Raw genomic sequence first — 17096 nt, 5'->3', positions numbered from 1 at the left:
GGGAGCACCTCCTGGAGGGCGTGATGGTTCGCGTGCGGGACGGGTGAGACGGTGTTCAAAGGCGGCCTCCTTTAGTGGGGACATCGAGGGCGGCGAGCTGAAATCTCATCGCGAGGGCCTGCATCGCGTCGGCGTCGCGCGGTGGAATCCGTTCCAGCGCGGCGAAAGCCAGGTGATCGGCGACCATCATGCGGCGGACCTCGGTGCCGGCCAGCTCGCCGGTGAGCGGCGCTTCCGGCAGGGCACGCACCAGGGCGAAGGTGGTGTCGACGACCAGCGGCGCCATGGTCGTCGCGAGTGGGCGAGAGTCGGTCAGCGTCAACACATCCGGGGCTTCGATCGTGCCCGCCGCGAGGTCCGGCGAGGACTCCAGCAGCTGATGGATCGCCGCGTCGACCGAGCCCAGCACGCGCCGCTGCATCGTGGCCCAGTATCGGGGCGAGCAGGCGGCCAGCATGGACGCGCCGAGGCGCAGCCGCCGCGGGTACGGCGCGGGCGCATCGACTGTGCCGCACAGGAATGCGGTTGTCGTGATGGCCATGTAGGCCATCGCCGCCCGGGCGCCCGCGCTCGGGGTGCGCGGGCGCATCCTGGCCAGCAGCGCGAAGCAGCCGAGGGCCGGGGCCAGCAGCCGAAGCATCACGGCGCGAGTCAGTTCCGCGCGGTCGGCGACGCCGTAGATCTCCAATTCGTTGTCGCGCAGGTCGTTGGCCAATTGCGCGGTGACGCCGACACAGCCGGCGAGCTCGCCCAGTTCGGCCTCGACCTCGGCGCCCGCGTCCTCGGCGACCAGCGTGCACGCGTGCAGCACCACCCGGCCGAGCACGCCCTCGCTGTAGGCCGTCCGCGACAGCGGCGACTCGAGGTTGCGGGCCATCACCTCGCCGACGTCGACGAGCATCCGGCCGACCCGCTCGCGGCCTTCGGCGGGCAGCGCCGCGAGCAGTGCGCGGACATCCCGAATGCGTTCGGCCAGCACGAGGTCGACCGCCTCGCTGTCGCGGACGGCGACCGCGTGCAGCAGCGGTGGCGGTGTGTCGACGTCGCCGTTGAGGTACCCGACCGCGGTCCGCACCGCGCTGCTCGCCAGCGGGCGATCGATCAGGTCTTCGTAGGCGTCGAGCACTCGGCAGGCGAGCAGCGCGGCGGTGGCCTCGGCGCGATGGCCGGCGCTCAGGAAACTCACTGCGACACCGAGGTTTCGGGCCGCCGGGATGAGCGCGAGCCGGGCCAGCTCCTCCGGTGAGCCCGCCGCCCGCAGCGTGTCCAGGTCCGGCGCGCGGCGCAGGTGCCGCAGGCCGTAGACCACGCTGCCCAGCCGTCCCGCGGTCATCGGGAGACCACCCGGGTTGCCAGGTCGCACAGGTGGTCGCGCCCGGCCGACGGCGGGAACACTTCCAGCGCCCCGCGGGCCGTCTCGGCGGCGCGGACGGCGGCGTCGTGCGCGGCCCGGGTCGCCCCGCTGTGCATCAGCTCCGCCTGCAGAACCGCGCTGGAAGTCTGTTCGGAGAACCACAATTCGCGCGATTCGGGCCGCCGGGCCAGCCACTCGATCACCGGCCAGGTCAGCACCCGCCGCTCGAGGTCACCACAGGCGTCCTTGCCGAGCGCGGCGTCGCCCTCGACGTCACGGACGTCGTCCATGATCTGGAAGGCGAGGGCGAGCTGTTCGGCGTAGCGCATCACGGCGCGCAACCCCTCGTCGTCGAGTCCGCCCGCCGTGCCACCGTAGGAGCAGGACAGCCGGAACAGCGTGCCGGTCTTCGCGCCCGCGACGAGTTCGTAGTGCCTGCGCAGGGCGGCGTCGTCCACGGCGGGGGGCAAGGTCTCGACGAGCTGACCGAAGGACAGGTCGGAGAGCTGGTCGAGGTAGGTGACGCCGGGGACCTCGCCGAGCCGCGCGAAAACCGCCGGGTTGTCGGCGAGTACCCGTGCCATGACCTGTAAAGCCTTGCCAGCCAAGTGGAATCCGGCTCGGGCCGCGGTGCGGATGCCGAACGCGGCCGGTACCGACGGGGCGTCGCGGCGCAATAGTGAACCGTCACAGATGTCGTCGTGCACGAGTGATGACTCGTGGAACATCTCCATCACGCAGGCCAGGTCGACGGCGTCGGACAGCGGCACCTTCTCGGCGTCGGGCAGCAGATGGGCGCAGGCGAGCAGCAGGCCTGCCCGGACCCGTTTGCCGGGCGCGGCGAGGACGTGCCGGTAGATATCGTCGAATTCCCCTCCGGTGACGAGGATTTCGAGGAGCCGTTCGGTGATGGCTGCCGGTCTGTCGATGCGCGGCGCCGCGGTGTCCACCTGTCCGATCGCGGGATGCCCGCCCGCGACTGTCTCCACGGTGCTCGGCCGTCGGGACCCGTTCGGCGCGTGGTCACCCAGGGGTTCCACCCGTACGGCCAGGCGCGAGAGCTGCCGGTGTCCCGGCGGTGACGTGGGATTTTCCATGGCGGTGAACTCCTTTGGCGTCAGCGCGGCCGCCCGGCCGGGTGCGCGGCGGGCAACCAGGCGACAGGCGGATGTCGGGTGTCAGTCGAGGCGCCCACGGGGGATCGACGGCAGTGTCGTCCCGGGGCGCCGTCCATGCCGAAGGCCGCGGCCTCGGTCGGGGCCGAGGCTCGGTCGGCGGGTGAAAAGCGCGTGACAGCACCATGATTGGTGCGTGCACGGGTGAGTGCGGTGTATCCAACAATGCGATCGTCGGCGTACGATCGATAGACGGCGGCATTGCGGCCTACCGGATCGTGCTCGACTACGAGGAATGTGCGCGGAGTCCGCGCATTCCGTTTCCGTCTGCTGATCAGCTCGAACCCAGGAGCCGATGCGCCGGAATCCCTTTCGCCACCAACTAAGTCAGCCCCCATAAGGGCGTCAGGCCGGAAGATCTACGCATCACCATTGATACCGACGCCATCGTTGTCCCGGTAGGGATCGATCAGCTGTCTAACGGAGAAGACTACCTCCGAAACGGCTTGTCGTAAACCGTTATTCGTGGCCATTGTGTGGCCCGGGGTGACGCGGGGGTGATCTTTACACAGTCGAAACAACGGTGGCAAGACCCCAGCCATATGGGGCGTCGGGCCTCGCTCCGGGACGGCCCGCGCGGTCGGGTGCTGCGGCGCTGCATCGCAGGCAGGCATGCCGGACGGGGGTGGTGCGTCCCGTTCTCCCACGTCCGAACAGTGCTGACGCACAACGGGTCTCGGCTGCTGTTGTGTTAACGAGCGTTTTGCGGCTACTGTGCGGTAACATGATGATCGGTACGTACGGCGAGAGGGGCTGAGCCGCATCGAAATCGGGCATTCCACTAACTCGCGCTCTGCTGTGCGCGGATAACTCACTCCCGCACCTTTGCGGATAACTCACGCTCCGCCGTGCGCATAGGCGGATCGAATTCGAAAAGGCGCTACCGGCAACTCCTCTCGGTCGCTCGACGCACTTATCGAAAAGTTACGCGGGCATTCAGAAGTGGGCGGCCTCGAAGGCCCTGCGGTGCAGCATCTGTCGGAACAACGCGGGAAGGGGAGAACGGATGCGACGCCGCCTGTTCGACCGCCTCGGCTCATCGGTGCACCGATTCCGCTATGTCGTGGTGGCGACGTGGCTGCTCGCGGCAGGCCTGCTGAATCTTGCCGTGCCCCAACTGGAATCGACGGTCTTCGAGCACTCGACGCCGATGGTGCCGCAGGACGCTCCGGCCGCCGCGGTGCTGCGCGAGATGAATACGCGGTTCGGTGAGTCGGCCGACTCCGGCAGCGCCTTCCTGGTGCTGACCCGCGCCGAGCCGCTCACCGACGCCGACCGCGCCTATTACGACAAGGTCGTGGCCGCGCTGCGGGCCGAACGCGGACACGTCGCGTCCGTGCTGGATCTGTGGGCGTCCCCGGTGACCGCCGGATCGGTCGTGAGCGCCGACCGCAAAGCCGTGTATACGCAGCTGCAGCTGGTCGGCGATACCGGCACCACCGAGGTGAGTCGCTCGCTCGCCGCCGTGCACGACGCGTTGGCTACAATTCCACCGCCGCAGGGACTTTCGGTCGATCTCACCGGCCCGAGCCCCACCTTCGCCGACGAGCTGAACGGCATCCACCACGCGCTGACCACCATCACCCTGCTGACCGTCGCGCTGATCACCGTGCTGCTGCTGGCGACGTACCGGTCGCTGTCCACCGCTGTCGTCCCCCTGTTCACCATCGGACTCGCGCTGGCGACCGCGCGCCCGCTGGTCTCGCTGCTCGGCGCGCACGGCCTGCCGACCTCGATCTTCTCGGTGGCGCTGCTGTCGGCGATGATCCTCGGTGCGGGCACCGATTACGGGATCTTCCTGATCAGCCGGTATCACGAGGGCAGGCGCGCGGCGCTGTCGCCGCACGAGGCGTACCGGTCCGCGTACCGCCGGATCATGCCGATCATCGTCGCCTCCGGCCTCATCGTGGCCATGACGTGTGCGGTGATGACGGTTACCCGGATCGGCGTCTTCCGCACCATCGGCATTCCCTGCTCGGTCGGCGTGCTCGTCACGGTGGCGGCGGCGATGACGCTGGCCCCCGCGCTGCTGGTGATCGCCGCCGACCGCGGTCTGGTCGAACCGACCGGCGGCGCGGCCCGCTACTGGCCGCGCCTGTCGGCGATCATCACCGCCCATCCCGCCCGCATGCTCGCCGCGTCGCTGGCCGTGATCGCGGCGCTCGCCCTGGTGACGCCGACCCTGATCATCACCTACGACGAACGCGCCACCCAACCGTCGGACACGCCGAGCAACCGCGGGTATGCCGCTGCCGCAGCGCATTTCGCCGCCAACGAACTGCTGCCGAGCTATGTGCTGATCCGGTCCGACCACGATATGCGCACCGCCCGCGACTACGCCGCGATCGAGACCCTCGCCACCGAGATCGCCCGGGTGCCCGGGGTGGCATCGGTCCGCACGATCTCTCGTCCGCTCGGCACGCCCATCCCGGACGCCGCGGTCGACCGGCAGGTCGGCCTGGTCGGCGACCGGCTCGGCTCGGCCGCCGACCAGCTCGCCGCGGCGCGACCCGAGGTGCGACAGCTGTCCGGCGGCGTGACGCAGCTGAACGACGGAGCCAAGGCCCTCGCCGCCGGAATGAGCGGTCTGGCAGGCGGTTTCGCGCAGGCCGGGCAGGCGTCGGCGCAACTCGTCGATGGTTCGGGCGCCTTGGCCGATGGCATCGATCGGCTGGTCGCCGGCGTCGACGGGCTCAGCACCGGGGTCGCGCGCCTCCGGTCGGGCAGCGCCGAACTCGTCAACGGGGTCGACGCGGCGATGGCCCCGGTGAACGGCTCCCTGTCCGCCATCGATGGTCTGCGCGCCCTCGTCGCGGCTGATCCGAATTGTCCGGCGACGCCGCTGTGTGTGGCCGCCCAGGCCGCGTTGTCGGCCTTCGACAGCAGTGCGGCGGGCACCGCCGTCGGCGAGCTGACTCGCCTCCGCGACGGCGTGCGCGCGTTGTCGGACGGTCACGCGCAACTCGCCGCGGGCGTCGACCAGCTGGCCACCGGACTCGCTGCGGCGCAAGGCGGTTCGGCCGCGCTGCGCGACGGTCAGGCTCGGTTGCACCAGGGCATCGGCGCGCTCGGCGACGGCATCGGACAGGCGCGCACCGGGGCCGACGCGCTGAGCGCCGGCACCGATCGGGTGCACGACGGCGTCACGCGGATGACCCGGGTATACGACGAGCTGCCCGCCGGGCTCGAGCAAGCCGTCGACTATCTACACGAGCTACAGGGCAATCAGACCATCGCACCGGGCGCAGGCGGATTCAACCTTCCCGACGCCGCCATGACGAACCCGGACCTGACTACTGCGGCCCGGCTCTTCCTGTCCCCGGACGGGCACGCCGCGCGGATGATCGTCGTCGGCACCGCCGACGCGTTCAGCGCGGAGGGCATGGCGCTGGCACAGCGGGTCACCGACGCCGGGCGGCACGCGGCCGTCGGCACCCCGCTGGCCGGCGCCGCCATCGACACCACCGGCTTGGCCGCCACCTATGTCGACGTCCGGACACTCGCGTTTCGCGACCTGGTGACCATCGTCGTGGCGGCCTCGATGCTGATCCTCCTGGTGCTCGCGATCATGCTGCGCAGCCTGATCGCCCCGCTGTACGTCTTCGGCTCGGTGCTGCTGTCGTATCTGGCCGCACTCGGATTCAGCGTCCTGATATGGCAGCACCTGCTGGACAATCCGCTGCACTGGACGGTGCCGTCGATGTCGTTCATCGCCCTGACCGCCGTCGGCGCCGACTACAACCTGCTGTTGATGTCACGGGTCCGCGACGAACTGCGCGCCGCCCCGCAAAACGGCCTGCGCGCCGCCGTGGCCACCGCGCTCACCCGCACCGGCGGCGTGATCACCACGGCCGGAATCGTTTTCGCGCTCACCATGCTGGCGCTCATGTTCTCCGACATCAGCAATATCGCCCAGATCGGTTTCACCATCGCCACCGGGTTGCTCCTGGACACCCTCGTCGTCCGCACCGTCACCATCCCGGCCATGGCGCTGCTGGCCGGACGGTGGAACTGGTGGCCGAGCCGGCTCTCCCGCCCCGACCCGGCACCCGCGCCCGGTGCCTGACGCGGGTGTCTCCCCAAAAGCGTTGGCAGCGGCGTGATTCCGCTGGCCCATCGGATCGGCGATCACGTTCGTCCCGGCAAGAGTGCGATGGGAACCTCGACGTGACGTGCTCGCAGGAACTCGCCCAAGGACTTGCCGAGTTGGTCCAGCGATAATCCTGATGAGCTGCTTGGTGCCAGGTAGTCCCGCAGGACGAAGACGAGACCGCGCAATCGGGGGAATTCGTAGCGTTCGACGGTGACCGACGCGGGGGCGGCGAGCAACCGGACGAGCCGGTCCGCGGTGAGGAAGGACAGCAGCCACGGGTAGGCGGCCTCCTCGCTCACCCAGACCCCGAGGTCGGCGATGCCGGCCTTGTCACCGGTGCGCGCGTGCACGATATCGCCGAGGGGACGCCGAGTGGTGGGACCGAAGCTGCTCGAGTCGGCCGTCGGTATGGCACCGCCCGTCGGTTGCCCGCCGAAGGGCCGCATGTCCGGCGGAGGGGCGATGTCGAGCACCCGGCCATGCCCGGCGCGGCCCCCACGGCCGATTCGTCGCCACCACCGCCGGACCAGCCCGGTGCCGTCGACCATGTGGACCTGGTGCCGGAGGGTGTCCTGGCCGACCTCGGCGGGCCAATAGTCGACGCGGGCGTGGGGTGGGTGGGGGAACATGTAGTTGACGTCGAGGTAGAAGCCGGGGAAGCTGCCCAGGAAGTAAGAGTTGAGCCAGGCGAAGAAGGCCTGGATGGGTTTCGCGGTGTCCGCGGCGACGGTGACCGCGACCGGGACGGTGGTTTGCCACTGGTCGGTCGGATCGTCGACCGCCCGTCCGCAGACGAACAGTCGCAGCTCCTGCACGTGGGTGTTCTGCGCGGCGATCTCGGCCTGCCGACGCAGCATCTTTACCTTTTCCTCGATCTGTAGGCCGGTCGGGAAATACCACAGCGACCCGCGGTAGCCCGACTGCAGATGGACACCCACCCGAGTGGTCGCGGGTGGGGGACTGCCTTTCGCACCGCTGACCTGCACCCGGTCCGGCCCCACCTGGCTCACCGTCACCGAATCGGTGTGCCAGACGACATCTGGGTTGAGGTACCGAGGTCCCTGGATTTCGTAGAGCAGTTGAGCCGTGACTGTGTCGAGGGTGACGGCGCCGCCTTCGCCGGCTCGTTTGGTGATGACAACCTCGCCGCTCTCGGCGATCTCGGCGATCGGGAAACCTATGGTGATGTTGTCGGGCACGGTGGTGAACCCGGAGAAATTTCCGCCGGTGGCTTGTGGGCCGCACTCGATGATGTGCCCCGCGGCGACGGCCCCGGCGATCTTGTCCCACTCGGTGCGCTCCCACTGGTGCCACCAAGCGGCCGCGCCGCTGATCAGTGAGGCGTCGGCGACGCGGCCGGTGATGACGATGTCGGCGCCCTCGTCCAGGGCTGCTTTGACGCCCCAGGCGCCGAGATAGGCGTCGGCCGCCAGCACGCGTCGCTCTCCCAGCGATTCGCCGGTGTCGATGTGGGTCAGCTGCCCTTCGGTGCTGAGTCGGTCGGCTTCTTCGCGCAAATCGTCGCCGGTGATGTAGGCAACGGTGAGCTCCAAGCCGCGCGCCAGTATCGCCGCGCGAATCGTGTCGGCCATCAGCTCGGGAGCGTGGACGCCCGCGTTGGTGACTACCTTCAACTTCTTCTCCGCTATCGCATCCAGCTCCGGCAGCAGCTGGGTCATGAACAGCGGGGACGCGAAGTGGTGGTGTTTCTGCGGTTCGTCGATGAAGTGGGCGATCATCATCGACTCGACGAACTCGGTCATGGAGTCGCCGATAAGGACGTCGACCGATTCCCCGTGGACGGACTCCTGGAAAGCGGCGAACCGGTCTCCCATCCCACCGGAGAAACTGGCGATGCGGACTGGGCGGCGTATGGACATGTGTTCCTCCTTGGCCGGACGCTGGAACCGTTTCAGGTCAGGACGTAGGGGCCGGGTGCCGGTTCCGCGGCCGGGTGACGGTGACTCCCCAGCGGTGGTGGCGTGCGTTGGCTTCCGGCGCGGTCGGCGAGCCATCGGGCCCAGGCGCGCCACCAGGTGTCGTGGTACTTCGTAGCGCCGGCCAGCCACGCCTCTGGGTCGGTGGCACCGGTTGGTCCGCCGGACCAGTAGCTCGCCCCGGAATCCGGAGACGCCAGCACTGCCGCGATGTGGCCACCGGACGCGAGATGAAACCGGACATCGCCGGGGAACAGCCCCACGGTCCTATAGGCGGAGGTCCAGGGCACGAGATGGTCGTCGTGAGCGGCGACCACGAACAGGTCCTGGGTCACCTGATCCGGGTCGAGGCGCCGCCCGGCGAGTTCGGCTGTGCCTCGTGCGAAAGCGTTGTCCAGACACAGATTTCGCAGTAGGAACTGCTGGGCGCGGTGCGGAACGCTCAGCGTGTCGCAATTCCAATACAGGATGTCGTAGGCGGGCGCGGCCTCTCCCGACAGCCAGCTCGCCCGCATCCGTGACCAGATCAACTCGTCGGAGCGAAGCAGCCGGAAGAATACTTCGAGAGACCGGCCGCTGAGTACTCCCCGCGTATAGGTCAAGGTCTCCATCAGGGGCAGACCGAGAACGCGCAGCAGCCAGCCGGTGCCGCCGGTTCCGAACTCACTGCGGATGTCGGTGAAGTCGGTCAGCGTGCTCAACGCAGTGACGCTGCGCACCCGTGGTCGGTCGGTATCGGCCGACCACGCCGCGAGCATGAGTGCGCTCAAGCCCCCGAGACAGGCACCGAAAAGGTTCACTTCCTCGGCGCCGGTGATGTCGCGGACCGCGGCGAGCGCGGGGAGTAATGAGTTCCGCAGGTAGCAGTCGTAGCCGACGTCGCGTTGGGAGGCTTGCGGATTCCGGTAGCTGATCATGAACACGGTATGTCCGTGATCGAGGGCCCACCTCACGAAGCTGCGGCCGGGCGTGAGGTCGGCGATGTAGAACTTGTTGACCCAGGGCGGGCAGCACAGGAGTGGGATGGAATACACGGTCGCGGTACGCGGCTCGTATTGAATCAGCTCCATCAGCGAGTTGCGGAAAACCACTCGGCCCGGGGTGATCGCCAGATCGCGGCCGACCGTGAACGCTGTGCGGTCCACGAGCGACGGCAGGCCGCCGTTGTGCTGGAGATCGTCGATTGCGTGTGCTGCCCCTCGGAGGAGGCTTCTTCCTCGTGTCCGGGCCGCTTTGCGCAGAGCGGTCGGGTTGCCCAGCAGCGCGTTGGGCGGGGCAAGGGCATCGGCGATCAGCCGGGTCAAAGATCGCACGGTTCGCCGGTCTTCGGCGGGCAGCGGGAGGGCGTCCGCCGCGCGGCCGGCCGCCTTCGCGGCCAGGTCGTAGGAGAGGCGAAGGGTACGGAAGTAGCGGTTCGACGTCCACGCGGGGTCGACGAACCGCGGATCGCGCGCTGAGTCGCTCAGCAGAGTGCCTGTGGAATCGGCGACCGGCTCCATCGTTGTTGTCCTTATCTCTGGGTCGGCGTCCGCTGGGGACCAGAGGTGTCGGGCTCGTCGCGGATGAAGGGGCTGAGGGCGGTGACGAAATCGACGTGGCATTCCAGATATCCGGCGTGACCGGCGCTCACCAGCGGGACGAACCTCGCGCGGGGGATCTTCCTGGCCGCGCGGATCCCCTGCCAGAACGGGACGACCTCGTCGGTCAGACCCCAGATCAGCAAGGTCGGCATCGGTAGTTCACCGAGGCGCTCGACGAGGTTGTAGCGACCGCGTTGACCGGCCGGACCAACGACCAGGCGCACTGCCTGGAAGGATGTGGACAACAGCGTCTGCGCCTGCATGATGCGGGTTTGGGTGCGCCACTCTTGCACGGTCAGCCGCCACGGGCGTCGTACCTGCACACCGCGCATGAGCGCGCGCAGGATTCCCCCGCCGGGCAGCAGCAGGGCGGCGATCGCGATCTCCGTCGCCCAGCCGGGAAGTAACGCCCCGGCGATGACCACGGGGTTGATCGCGCGCCCCAGCCCGACCGAGTCCACAAGCACCAATCGGCTTACGCGGTCCGGGTTTTCGAGCGCGAATTGCGCCGCGATGAGGCCACCCGCGGAGTGCCCGAGGACGATCGCTGTATCGACCGAGGTCGCGTCGAGGAAGGCGGCAATGAAGGACACCAAGCCGTCGAGGGTCACATCCCGCAGCGGGCTGGTGCCGCCGTAGCCGGGCAACGAGGGGGCCAAGACCTTGTGCGTTGTCCGGAACTCCTCGATGGTCCGGTCCCACCCTTGGGCGGCGGTGAGATTGCCATGTATCAGAACCAGCACCGGCCCGGTTCCCGCTTCGAGATACGACGTCGACAAACCCTGAACCATGACCCGCTTCTCGCTGATGGTGTCGAATCCCATTGCGCGCCTTCGTCTTCCTGGCAGGTTCTTCCTATGAATCTCGCTGCGCTTTGTCGTACCTGTCTACCCGTGCATGCACGGACACGCCTTTCATTCGGCAGACGCACACGCCGCCGACCCACATCGACCCATCGCCGACGGCATAGCGACCGGTGGCGTCGCGGCCGTCCTGCGCGATTTCCAGGTGGAGAACAATCCGGTCTCTGGTGGGCAAGACATCGCCGTAGTGGGTCCACGTAAGGGGACGGCCCGGAGACGGAGTGGCAAGGCGGGCACCGCCGCGGACAGGGGACGATTCCGCCGCGAGCAGGTGGAGTTGCACCAGCTGGGACATGGTTTCCAGCGCGAGGCTGCCGGGCAGGACCGGATCTCCCAGGAGGTGAGCTTTGAAATACCAGGCCCCGGGGTCGATGTCCTTCTCGGCGTGGATCCGCCGGCCTGGCTCGCCTTCTCGCCACGATTCGCTCGCCCGGTCGATCATGAGCAGCATGGGTCCGGGCAGTCGGGGTTCGCCGCTGAAGAGGTGTTCGGGCCGGGTCCGCAGGTCTATCAAATTCTCGCCGGAGAACAGTGGCGGCCCCTCCGCGCGAGGAGCCGGAATCTCGAAGGTGTCTCCCGCGGGCACGAGCACGAACGTGGTCTCGAGGCTGAGCAGTGGTTCGTCCTCGACGCGGCAGGTGACCTCGAAGGTATAGCTGCTGCGGCCCTCGCTCACACCGAGATCGGTCAGGCGCGCGGTCGTCTGGATGGTCCGGGTCGAGGGTCGCAGCTCGCGGTGCACGGTGAGGGCACCGCTGAGGTTGCGCAGCCGGGCGTCTTTCGGTGGAGGGCAGAGCCGGCCGAGTAGCCACGAACACGGCTGGGACGCGATCTCGACCAGGATTGCCAGTGGAGTCGACCGGGAACCATTGTCTTCCCAGAACCATGCTCGGCAGGGCAGATCGTAGTCGGTGTGAATTTCGCTGCCGACTACCCCGGGTGTATCGGCGAGCTTCCGCACACGGGTAACGAAAAGGTAAGGCGGGGCCGGCAATCGGAGCCCGGACAACCTGTTCGACGTTCCCCACGCCGCGGCCAGCACGGCTCGGTAGTCGAGTCGGGTGCCGTCCGCATCGATGGCGCATGGGTGCTGGTCTGCATAGTCCACCAACCCCCCGAGGCGTTCCGGGACAACGGCTTCGTCGGCGGGCTGGGTGGCGGCAGGGGCGAGAACACGCCAATGTGTGAGGGGCCAGTCCGGTGTCAGTCGCAAACTCAGGTTCTTGGCGTGGAAAGCCTTCACGCCGTCGACTGTGCACAGCGCGTCGGCGAATAGCGTCGGGGTCGGGTCGTGCACGATCTCGGAGACGAACAATTCATACGTCAGTAGCCGGCTGCCGGCCGGGGTGGCCTGCCCGCGGCAGCGCAGCTCGGTCGTGGCGCCGGGCACCGGCTCGAAGCGCCAGCCGTCGTGGTCGAGGGTGCAGCCATAGGCCGTCAGATAGAACGCCATCGCCTGCAGGCATGCCTCGAACATCAGCGTGCCCGGCATGCAGGGATCCCCGGTGAAGTGGCCTCGGAAGAACCATTCGTTCGGGCTGAGGGGGAACTCGGCACGGAGATATCCGCGCTGCCACGGACCACCCGACGGGTCGAACACGGGAACCCGGTGCAGAAGCCGCATGCGACCGCTACCGATCCGTGGCGTGCGGACGTGTGCCCGGGTGACCCTCCAGTTCGCACCGAAGCAGAGGTCCGGCCTGCCTTCGCCGAAGGCGCGAACCTCCTTGGGGTCGAAGGACTTTCGCGTCTGTGCCAGCGGCCGCGTGTGCGTTCCCTCGGGCTGTGGCATCTCTTCGGCGTCCCAGATCACGCCCTGGGAGGCGGCCAACTCCTGCTCGGTGAAGTACCCGGCCACGCCGTTGGCCACGGTTGATCGCACGTGCCCGTCGACTTCACACCGGCTGTGGAAGAAGAACAGATGCACATCGCCGTGCGCACTGTGGTCGTCGACAGTGATCTCGTGCCGGGCGGTCTCACCTACCGCGGGCGGGCTGTCGTGGAAGGTCAGGTCGAGGCCGAGCAGGCGGTACACCCGATCGTCGGCGATATGCAGGTCCGCGCCCAGCCAGGTCAGCAGTAGCAGGTCGGCCTGCCCGGACTCGACCAGCAGGCCGGCGGGCATGCGTCCGCACCCGTCTATGTACCAGGCGTCGCGGTGAACGTCGGTCTCCGTCCAAATGGTGCCCTTTCCCATCGAGAAGGGCTCACCCTCGATGTCCAGGACACGGTCGACCAGAAGCAACGGGGGCTCGGGCATGCGCGTGTGCCGTGCTCGTTCCTCCACGGCGGCGAATCGGCTGCCCAGAACGGCCGAAAGTTGCCCGGCGGCAAGGGTTTCCAGCTGTGCCCGATCGAGGGCAAGCGGTTCGGAGCGGCGGGGGCGAGTATGCGGACTATCGGCATCGCGACTCGTCACCCGGGCGAGAAGGGATTCGATCGGAGGTGGGTGGGCGGGCACGGTCAGAGCCGGGAGCCGCTCCTGAACAGGTCGAAGCGGCGCCGTCAGCCGGTCCAGCACCGGAGCGGGGTCGTCGACGACCCCGGCCGCGGCGAGTTCGGAGACCGCCAGGGCAAGGGTGGCCAACGAGTCCTGGCTCTCGCCGGTGCCGTCGAGGGCGACGACGAGATGATCGCGATCGTGGAGTGTCGCGGAGATCCAGCCGGAACACAGGTTACGCGGTCCGTGCTCGATGAACACCCGAACGCCGTCGTCCCAGGCTCGAGATATCGTGGCGGAGAAGTCGTTTCGTTCGAGGATCATGGTCGTCAATGCCCGTGCCACCGACTCCGGGGTGGGAACGTACCTCTCCCCGGTCGTGCTGGTGTAGAAACGCGTGGCGGCGTCGACGTGGACGGGGCGGTGGAAGAGGCGCTCCAGCTCACCGCGCGCCTGACCCAGGATGGGGTGGTGGGCTGCGATGTCGTAGTCGAGGGGCAGCACGGCCGTCGCGCCGCCGAGGCGGTCGGCGACGCGGTCGCAGGCTTTCGCGGCCCCGCCGATGACGCATTGGCCCGGGCTGTTGACAATCAGCAAATAGGCGGCCGGTTCGCCCTCGAGTGCGGCCTCGACGCGGTCCGCCGGCGCGGCCACCAGCAGGTTGACCCAGCGGTCGGCGGGCATGTCCAATTGCTGCCAGGCGCGCTGGGCGATGTGCTGGTCGCCGATGAGCCCACTGGTGAAACATTGCGTCGCACCGACTTCGGTCAGGAACGCGGGCACATCGTGCCACACTCGCAGGGCCACCATCGCGGTGGTTTCTCCGGAAGAGTAGCCCAGCACCGCATCCGGCCGGATCCCGAGCAGGTCATAGGTGAGGCGGGTATGCACGTCCGCGAGCAGGGTCGCGGCCAAGTTCTTTCGCACCGGGTCGGTAGGCCGGCCGGCGAACACGGGTTCGCTGAGCACGGGAAGCTGACCGCACCACCGACGAGTCGCATCCATCAGTTCCGGAAAGGCGAGCATGAGCGGGCGGCCCATCTGCCGGTAGCCGGCCGATCCGTTGGTGTAGACGAAGGCGACTCGCCCACCGATCGGGCGGCTTCGTAAAGACGTGGCCGGCGGCTGTTTGCCTTGGCCGGTAAGCCACTTGCGGGTTTCTTCTCGCCGGTCGGCCAACACGTCAGTGGGCCGTTCGATGATCGTCAGGCGGCACGGCCCCTCACCGCCGGGCCGGCCATCACGCAACGCCGCGGCGATCTCCCGCTGGTTGCCGCCGCCGAATACATGTACCGCATGGCCGCCCGCGGACCACGGCACCGGGTCCAGCCCCCGGACCCGGAAGCGGGTGACGGTGGCGCCCAAGGAGGCAGTGGCCACGTCGACGACCGGGGGGCCGAGCATCGGGTCCGCCGGCTCGTTGGGGCGAGGCACCGCGCGATGTCGCACCGCCAGTGCTGCGGTGGCGACCGCGATCAGTCCCTCGGCGGCGTGCGCGCTGCCGAACCGGTCCACCGGATCGAAGTGGGGCATCGCATCGGTGCCGGTGCCGTCCGGCCCGATGTGAAGACTCGCGGCCGCGTCGAGCGGATCGCCTCGGCCCACCAACGCGATCACCTCGGCCCCCTCCCACTCGGCGTCTGTGCGGCGGCGCAGCAGCAGCGCCACCGCGGCATCCGCGGTCCGGCGGCGGTGGCCCAAGGCGGCCAGGGATGCCTCGTGGACCGGTTCACAGGACAGATCAACCGCTCCCACGAGCGCCGCGTCCACCTCGCCTGCGCGCAGCGCCCGGCACGCGATCTCCAATGCGGCCGACCCCGAAGCTTGCTCGGCATAGACCGAGAAACTCGGACCGGCCAGGTCGAACTGTGCATTGAGGCGATTGGTGACGATATTGGGCATGCTTCCGACTGCATTGGCGGCCGAGAATGCCGAGGAGAACCCGTCGCGCAGGGTACTCGCGGGAGATTCGGCTTCCTCGAGCCACGGCGGAACGCGCCACCGTGCCGTGTAGCGCACCACCTCGGCGTCGCAGCCCATCCCGACCAGCACCATCGTTCGCCGGCGCGGTGGGGACTGTCCCGCCAGCGCTTCCCGTGCCGCGTCCAGGATCAGCAGCTGCTGTGCGTGCGCCTGTTTCAGGTCGATGGGCGGGAACCGAAGTCCCCGCAGGGGCGTTTCGACGGTCTCGCGTGGTGCCGGCGGTGTCGGCGCGTTGAACAGCGCCTCGGTGAAATCCGCCACGCACGTGCCCGCGCCCACCCGCGCGCCGATCGCCACGACGGCGACCTCGTCGTCGGTTCGCGGTTCGGGTTGAGCCCGGTACCGGATCGGTGAAGATGTCCGCTCTGCCGTGCCTGCGGCTTCGAGTACGAGGTGTGCGTTGTTGCCGCCGAAACCGAAGGCGCTCAGACCGGCTCGCCGCTGTCCCTCCCACGGTTCGTGTTCGATGAGGGGACGCAATGTCGTGCCGGAGAAGGCGTCGGTGGGGTCCTCGGCACCCAGGCTGGCCGGGCGCACCCCGGCATGTATGGCGCCTATGAGCTTGAGCAGACCCGCCAGCCCGGCGACCGTCACAGAATGGCCCAGATTCGACTTGACCGAGCCCACCGGCAGGTCGCTGGCGGCGGCGAAAACCCCTCCTGCGCTGCGTAACTCGACCGCGTCACCGAGCGGGGTTCCGGTGGCATGGCACTCCAGCAGGCTCACCGAGCCGGGATCCAGTCCAGCGCTCTGATAGGCGGCCATGATCGCCAGTTCCTGGCCTTCTCGGGATGGAGCGAGCAGTCCCGAGCCGCGTCCCCCGTTCGACAGCCCTATTCCACGGATCACCGCCAAGACCGGGATGTCGGCCCGCACAGCATCATCCAATCGCATGAGTGCTACGCAAGCCGCGCCCTCCGCCGGCACCAGCCCATCGGCGGTGCGGGCGAACGGTCGGCTTCGCCCTGTGCTGCTGAGCGCGCCGAGGGCGCCGAAGAAGGCGTGGCGAATCAGGTCGTCGGCGCAGTTGACCGCGGCGGCCAGCATCAGGTCGGCGCTACGGTCGTGCAGCCGGTCGACGGCGAGCTTGATCGCGTACAGCGACGAGGCGCACGCGGCGTCCAGCCCCACCGAGCCCCCGTCGAGGCCGAGCGCGTGCGCCGTCAAGTGTGCGGCCAGGCCGCAGGAGAACCGGTTGCGCGGGTCGGACGCGCGATCGCCCGCTACCGCGCGCCGCAGGTCCTCGGGCAGCGCGCGGGCCCACGTTTGCTCGGCGTACCGGTTCATCCCGGCGCAGGGATAGCCCAGCACGCCCAGGATGAGCCCGGCGCGGCGCGGCGGCTCCGCCACCGCGGCCTCGCGCAGCGCCTCCCGCCCGCAGTGCATCGTCCAATGGAACAGCGTGTCGAGAGGTTCGATGTCCGCACGATCGGCCGAGAAGCCGCTGGGGTCCCACACCGAGTCGAAGCCATGGACGTAGCCACCGAAGGGGGTGATCCCGCCTGCGGGTTCTTCCGGCGGGAACTGATCGACTCGCCAGTATCCGGCGGGGGCGGCGCCCAGGCTGACCCGTTTGGCAACGATGTTGTCCCACAAGGCTTCCGGGCTCAACGCGGCCGGCAGCACGCATCCGCGTCCGACGATCGCGATGGGTTCGAATCCGGAGGCCAT

7 protein-coding genes are annotated in these 17096 nt (G+C 68.7%); 1 reads left to right on the top strand and 6 read right to left on the bottom strand.

Going from position 1 to position 17096, the window contains the following annotated elements:
* Positions 1-55: 55 nt before the first annotated feature.
* The gene (locus ON39_RS13770) at positions 56-1333 is read right to left on the bottom strand and encodes a hypothetical protein (protein WP_040734312.1); all 1278 of its coding nucleotides are present in this window, start codon (positions 1331-1333) and stop codon (positions 56-58) included.
* On the bottom strand, positions 1330-2451 hold the full coding sequence (locus ON39_RS13765; protein WP_083894429.1) for a polyprenyl synthetase family protein: 1122 nt from the start codon (positions 2449-2451) through the stop codon (positions 1330-1332). Before ON39_RS13765 ends, ON39_RS13770 begins: the two co-directional genes overlap by 4 nt.
* A gap of 1084 nt (positions 2452-3535) precedes the next feature.
* Between ON39_RS13765 and ON39_RS13760 the strand changes: the two genes are divergently transcribed.
* Positions 3536-6595, top strand: a complete 3060-nt coding sequence (locus ON39_RS13760; RefSeq protein WP_040734310.1) for an MMPL/RND family transporter — start codon at positions 3536-3538, stop codon at positions 6593-6595.
* A gap of 62 nt (positions 6596-6657) precedes the next feature.
* Here the strand turns inward: ON39_RS13760 and ON39_RS13755 are convergent, their stop codons facing one another.
* From ON39_RS13755 to ON39_RS13740, 4 genes are read right to left on the bottom strand one after another with little or no spacing between them, the layout of a single operon-like run.
* Entirely contained in the window at positions 6658-8502 is a 1845-nt protein-coding gene (locus ON39_RS13755; protein WP_040734308.1) for an acyclic terpene utilization AtuA family protein, read from the bottom strand.
* Between the two features lie 32 nt (positions 8503-8534).
* A complete protein-coding gene (locus tag ON39_RS13750) occupies positions 8535-10058 on the bottom strand; it encodes a PHA/PHB synthase family protein (RefSeq protein WP_051186587.1) in 1524 nt (507 codons plus the stop codon).
* A gap of 11 nt (positions 10059-10069) precedes the next feature.
* Positions 10070-10963, bottom strand: coding sequence for an alpha/beta fold hydrolase (locus ON39_RS13745; protein ID WP_040734307.1), 894 nt, complete (start codon positions 10961-10963; stop codon positions 10070-10072).
* A gap of 31 nt (positions 10964-10994) precedes the next feature.
* Positions 10995-17096: a type I polyketide synthase gene (locus tag ON39_RS13740; protein WP_040734306.1), complete on the bottom strand. Its 6102-nt coding sequence runs from the start codon at positions 17094-17096 to the stop codon at positions 10995-10997.

Origin of the sequence: Nocardia tenerifensis NBRC 101015 (assembly GCF_000308715.1) — a bacterium.
GTDB lineage: Bacteria > Actinomycetota > Actinomycetes > Mycobacteriales > Mycobacteriaceae > Nocardia > Nocardia tenerifensis.
This window is presented reverse-complemented; position numbering and strand designations above follow the sequence as displayed.

What these genes read in the sequence shown, in the direction of transcription:
- ON39_RS13770 (WP_040734312.1), bottom strand. Translation starts at nt 1,333, where the DNA reads ATGACCGCGGGACGGCTGGGCAGCGTGGTCTACGGCCTGCGGCACCTG.
- ON39_RS13765 (WP_083894429.1), bottom strand. Translation starts at nt 2,451, where the DNA reads ATGGAAAATCCCACGTCACCGCCGGGACACCGGCAGCTCTCGCGCCTG.
- ON39_RS13760 (WP_040734310.1), top strand. Translation starts at nt 3,536, where the DNA reads ATGCGACGCCGCCTGTTCGACCGCCTCGGCTCATCGGTGCACCGATTC.
- ON39_RS13755 (WP_040734308.1), bottom strand. Translation starts at nt 8,502, where the DNA reads ATGTCCATACGCCGCCCAGTCCGCATCGCCAGTTTCTCCGGTGGGATG.
- ON39_RS13750 (WP_051186587.1), bottom strand. Translation starts at nt 10,058, where the DNA reads ATGGAGCCGGTCGCCGATTCCACAGGCACTCTGCTGAGCGACTCAGCG.
- ON39_RS13745 (WP_040734307.1), bottom strand. Translation starts at nt 10,963, where the DNA reads ATGGGATTCGACACCATCAGCGAGAAGCGGGTCATGGTTCAGGGTTTG.
- ON39_RS13740 (WP_040734306.1), bottom strand. Translation starts at nt 17,096, where the DNA reads ATGGCCTCCGGATTCGAACCCATCGCGATCGTCGGACGCGGATGCGTG.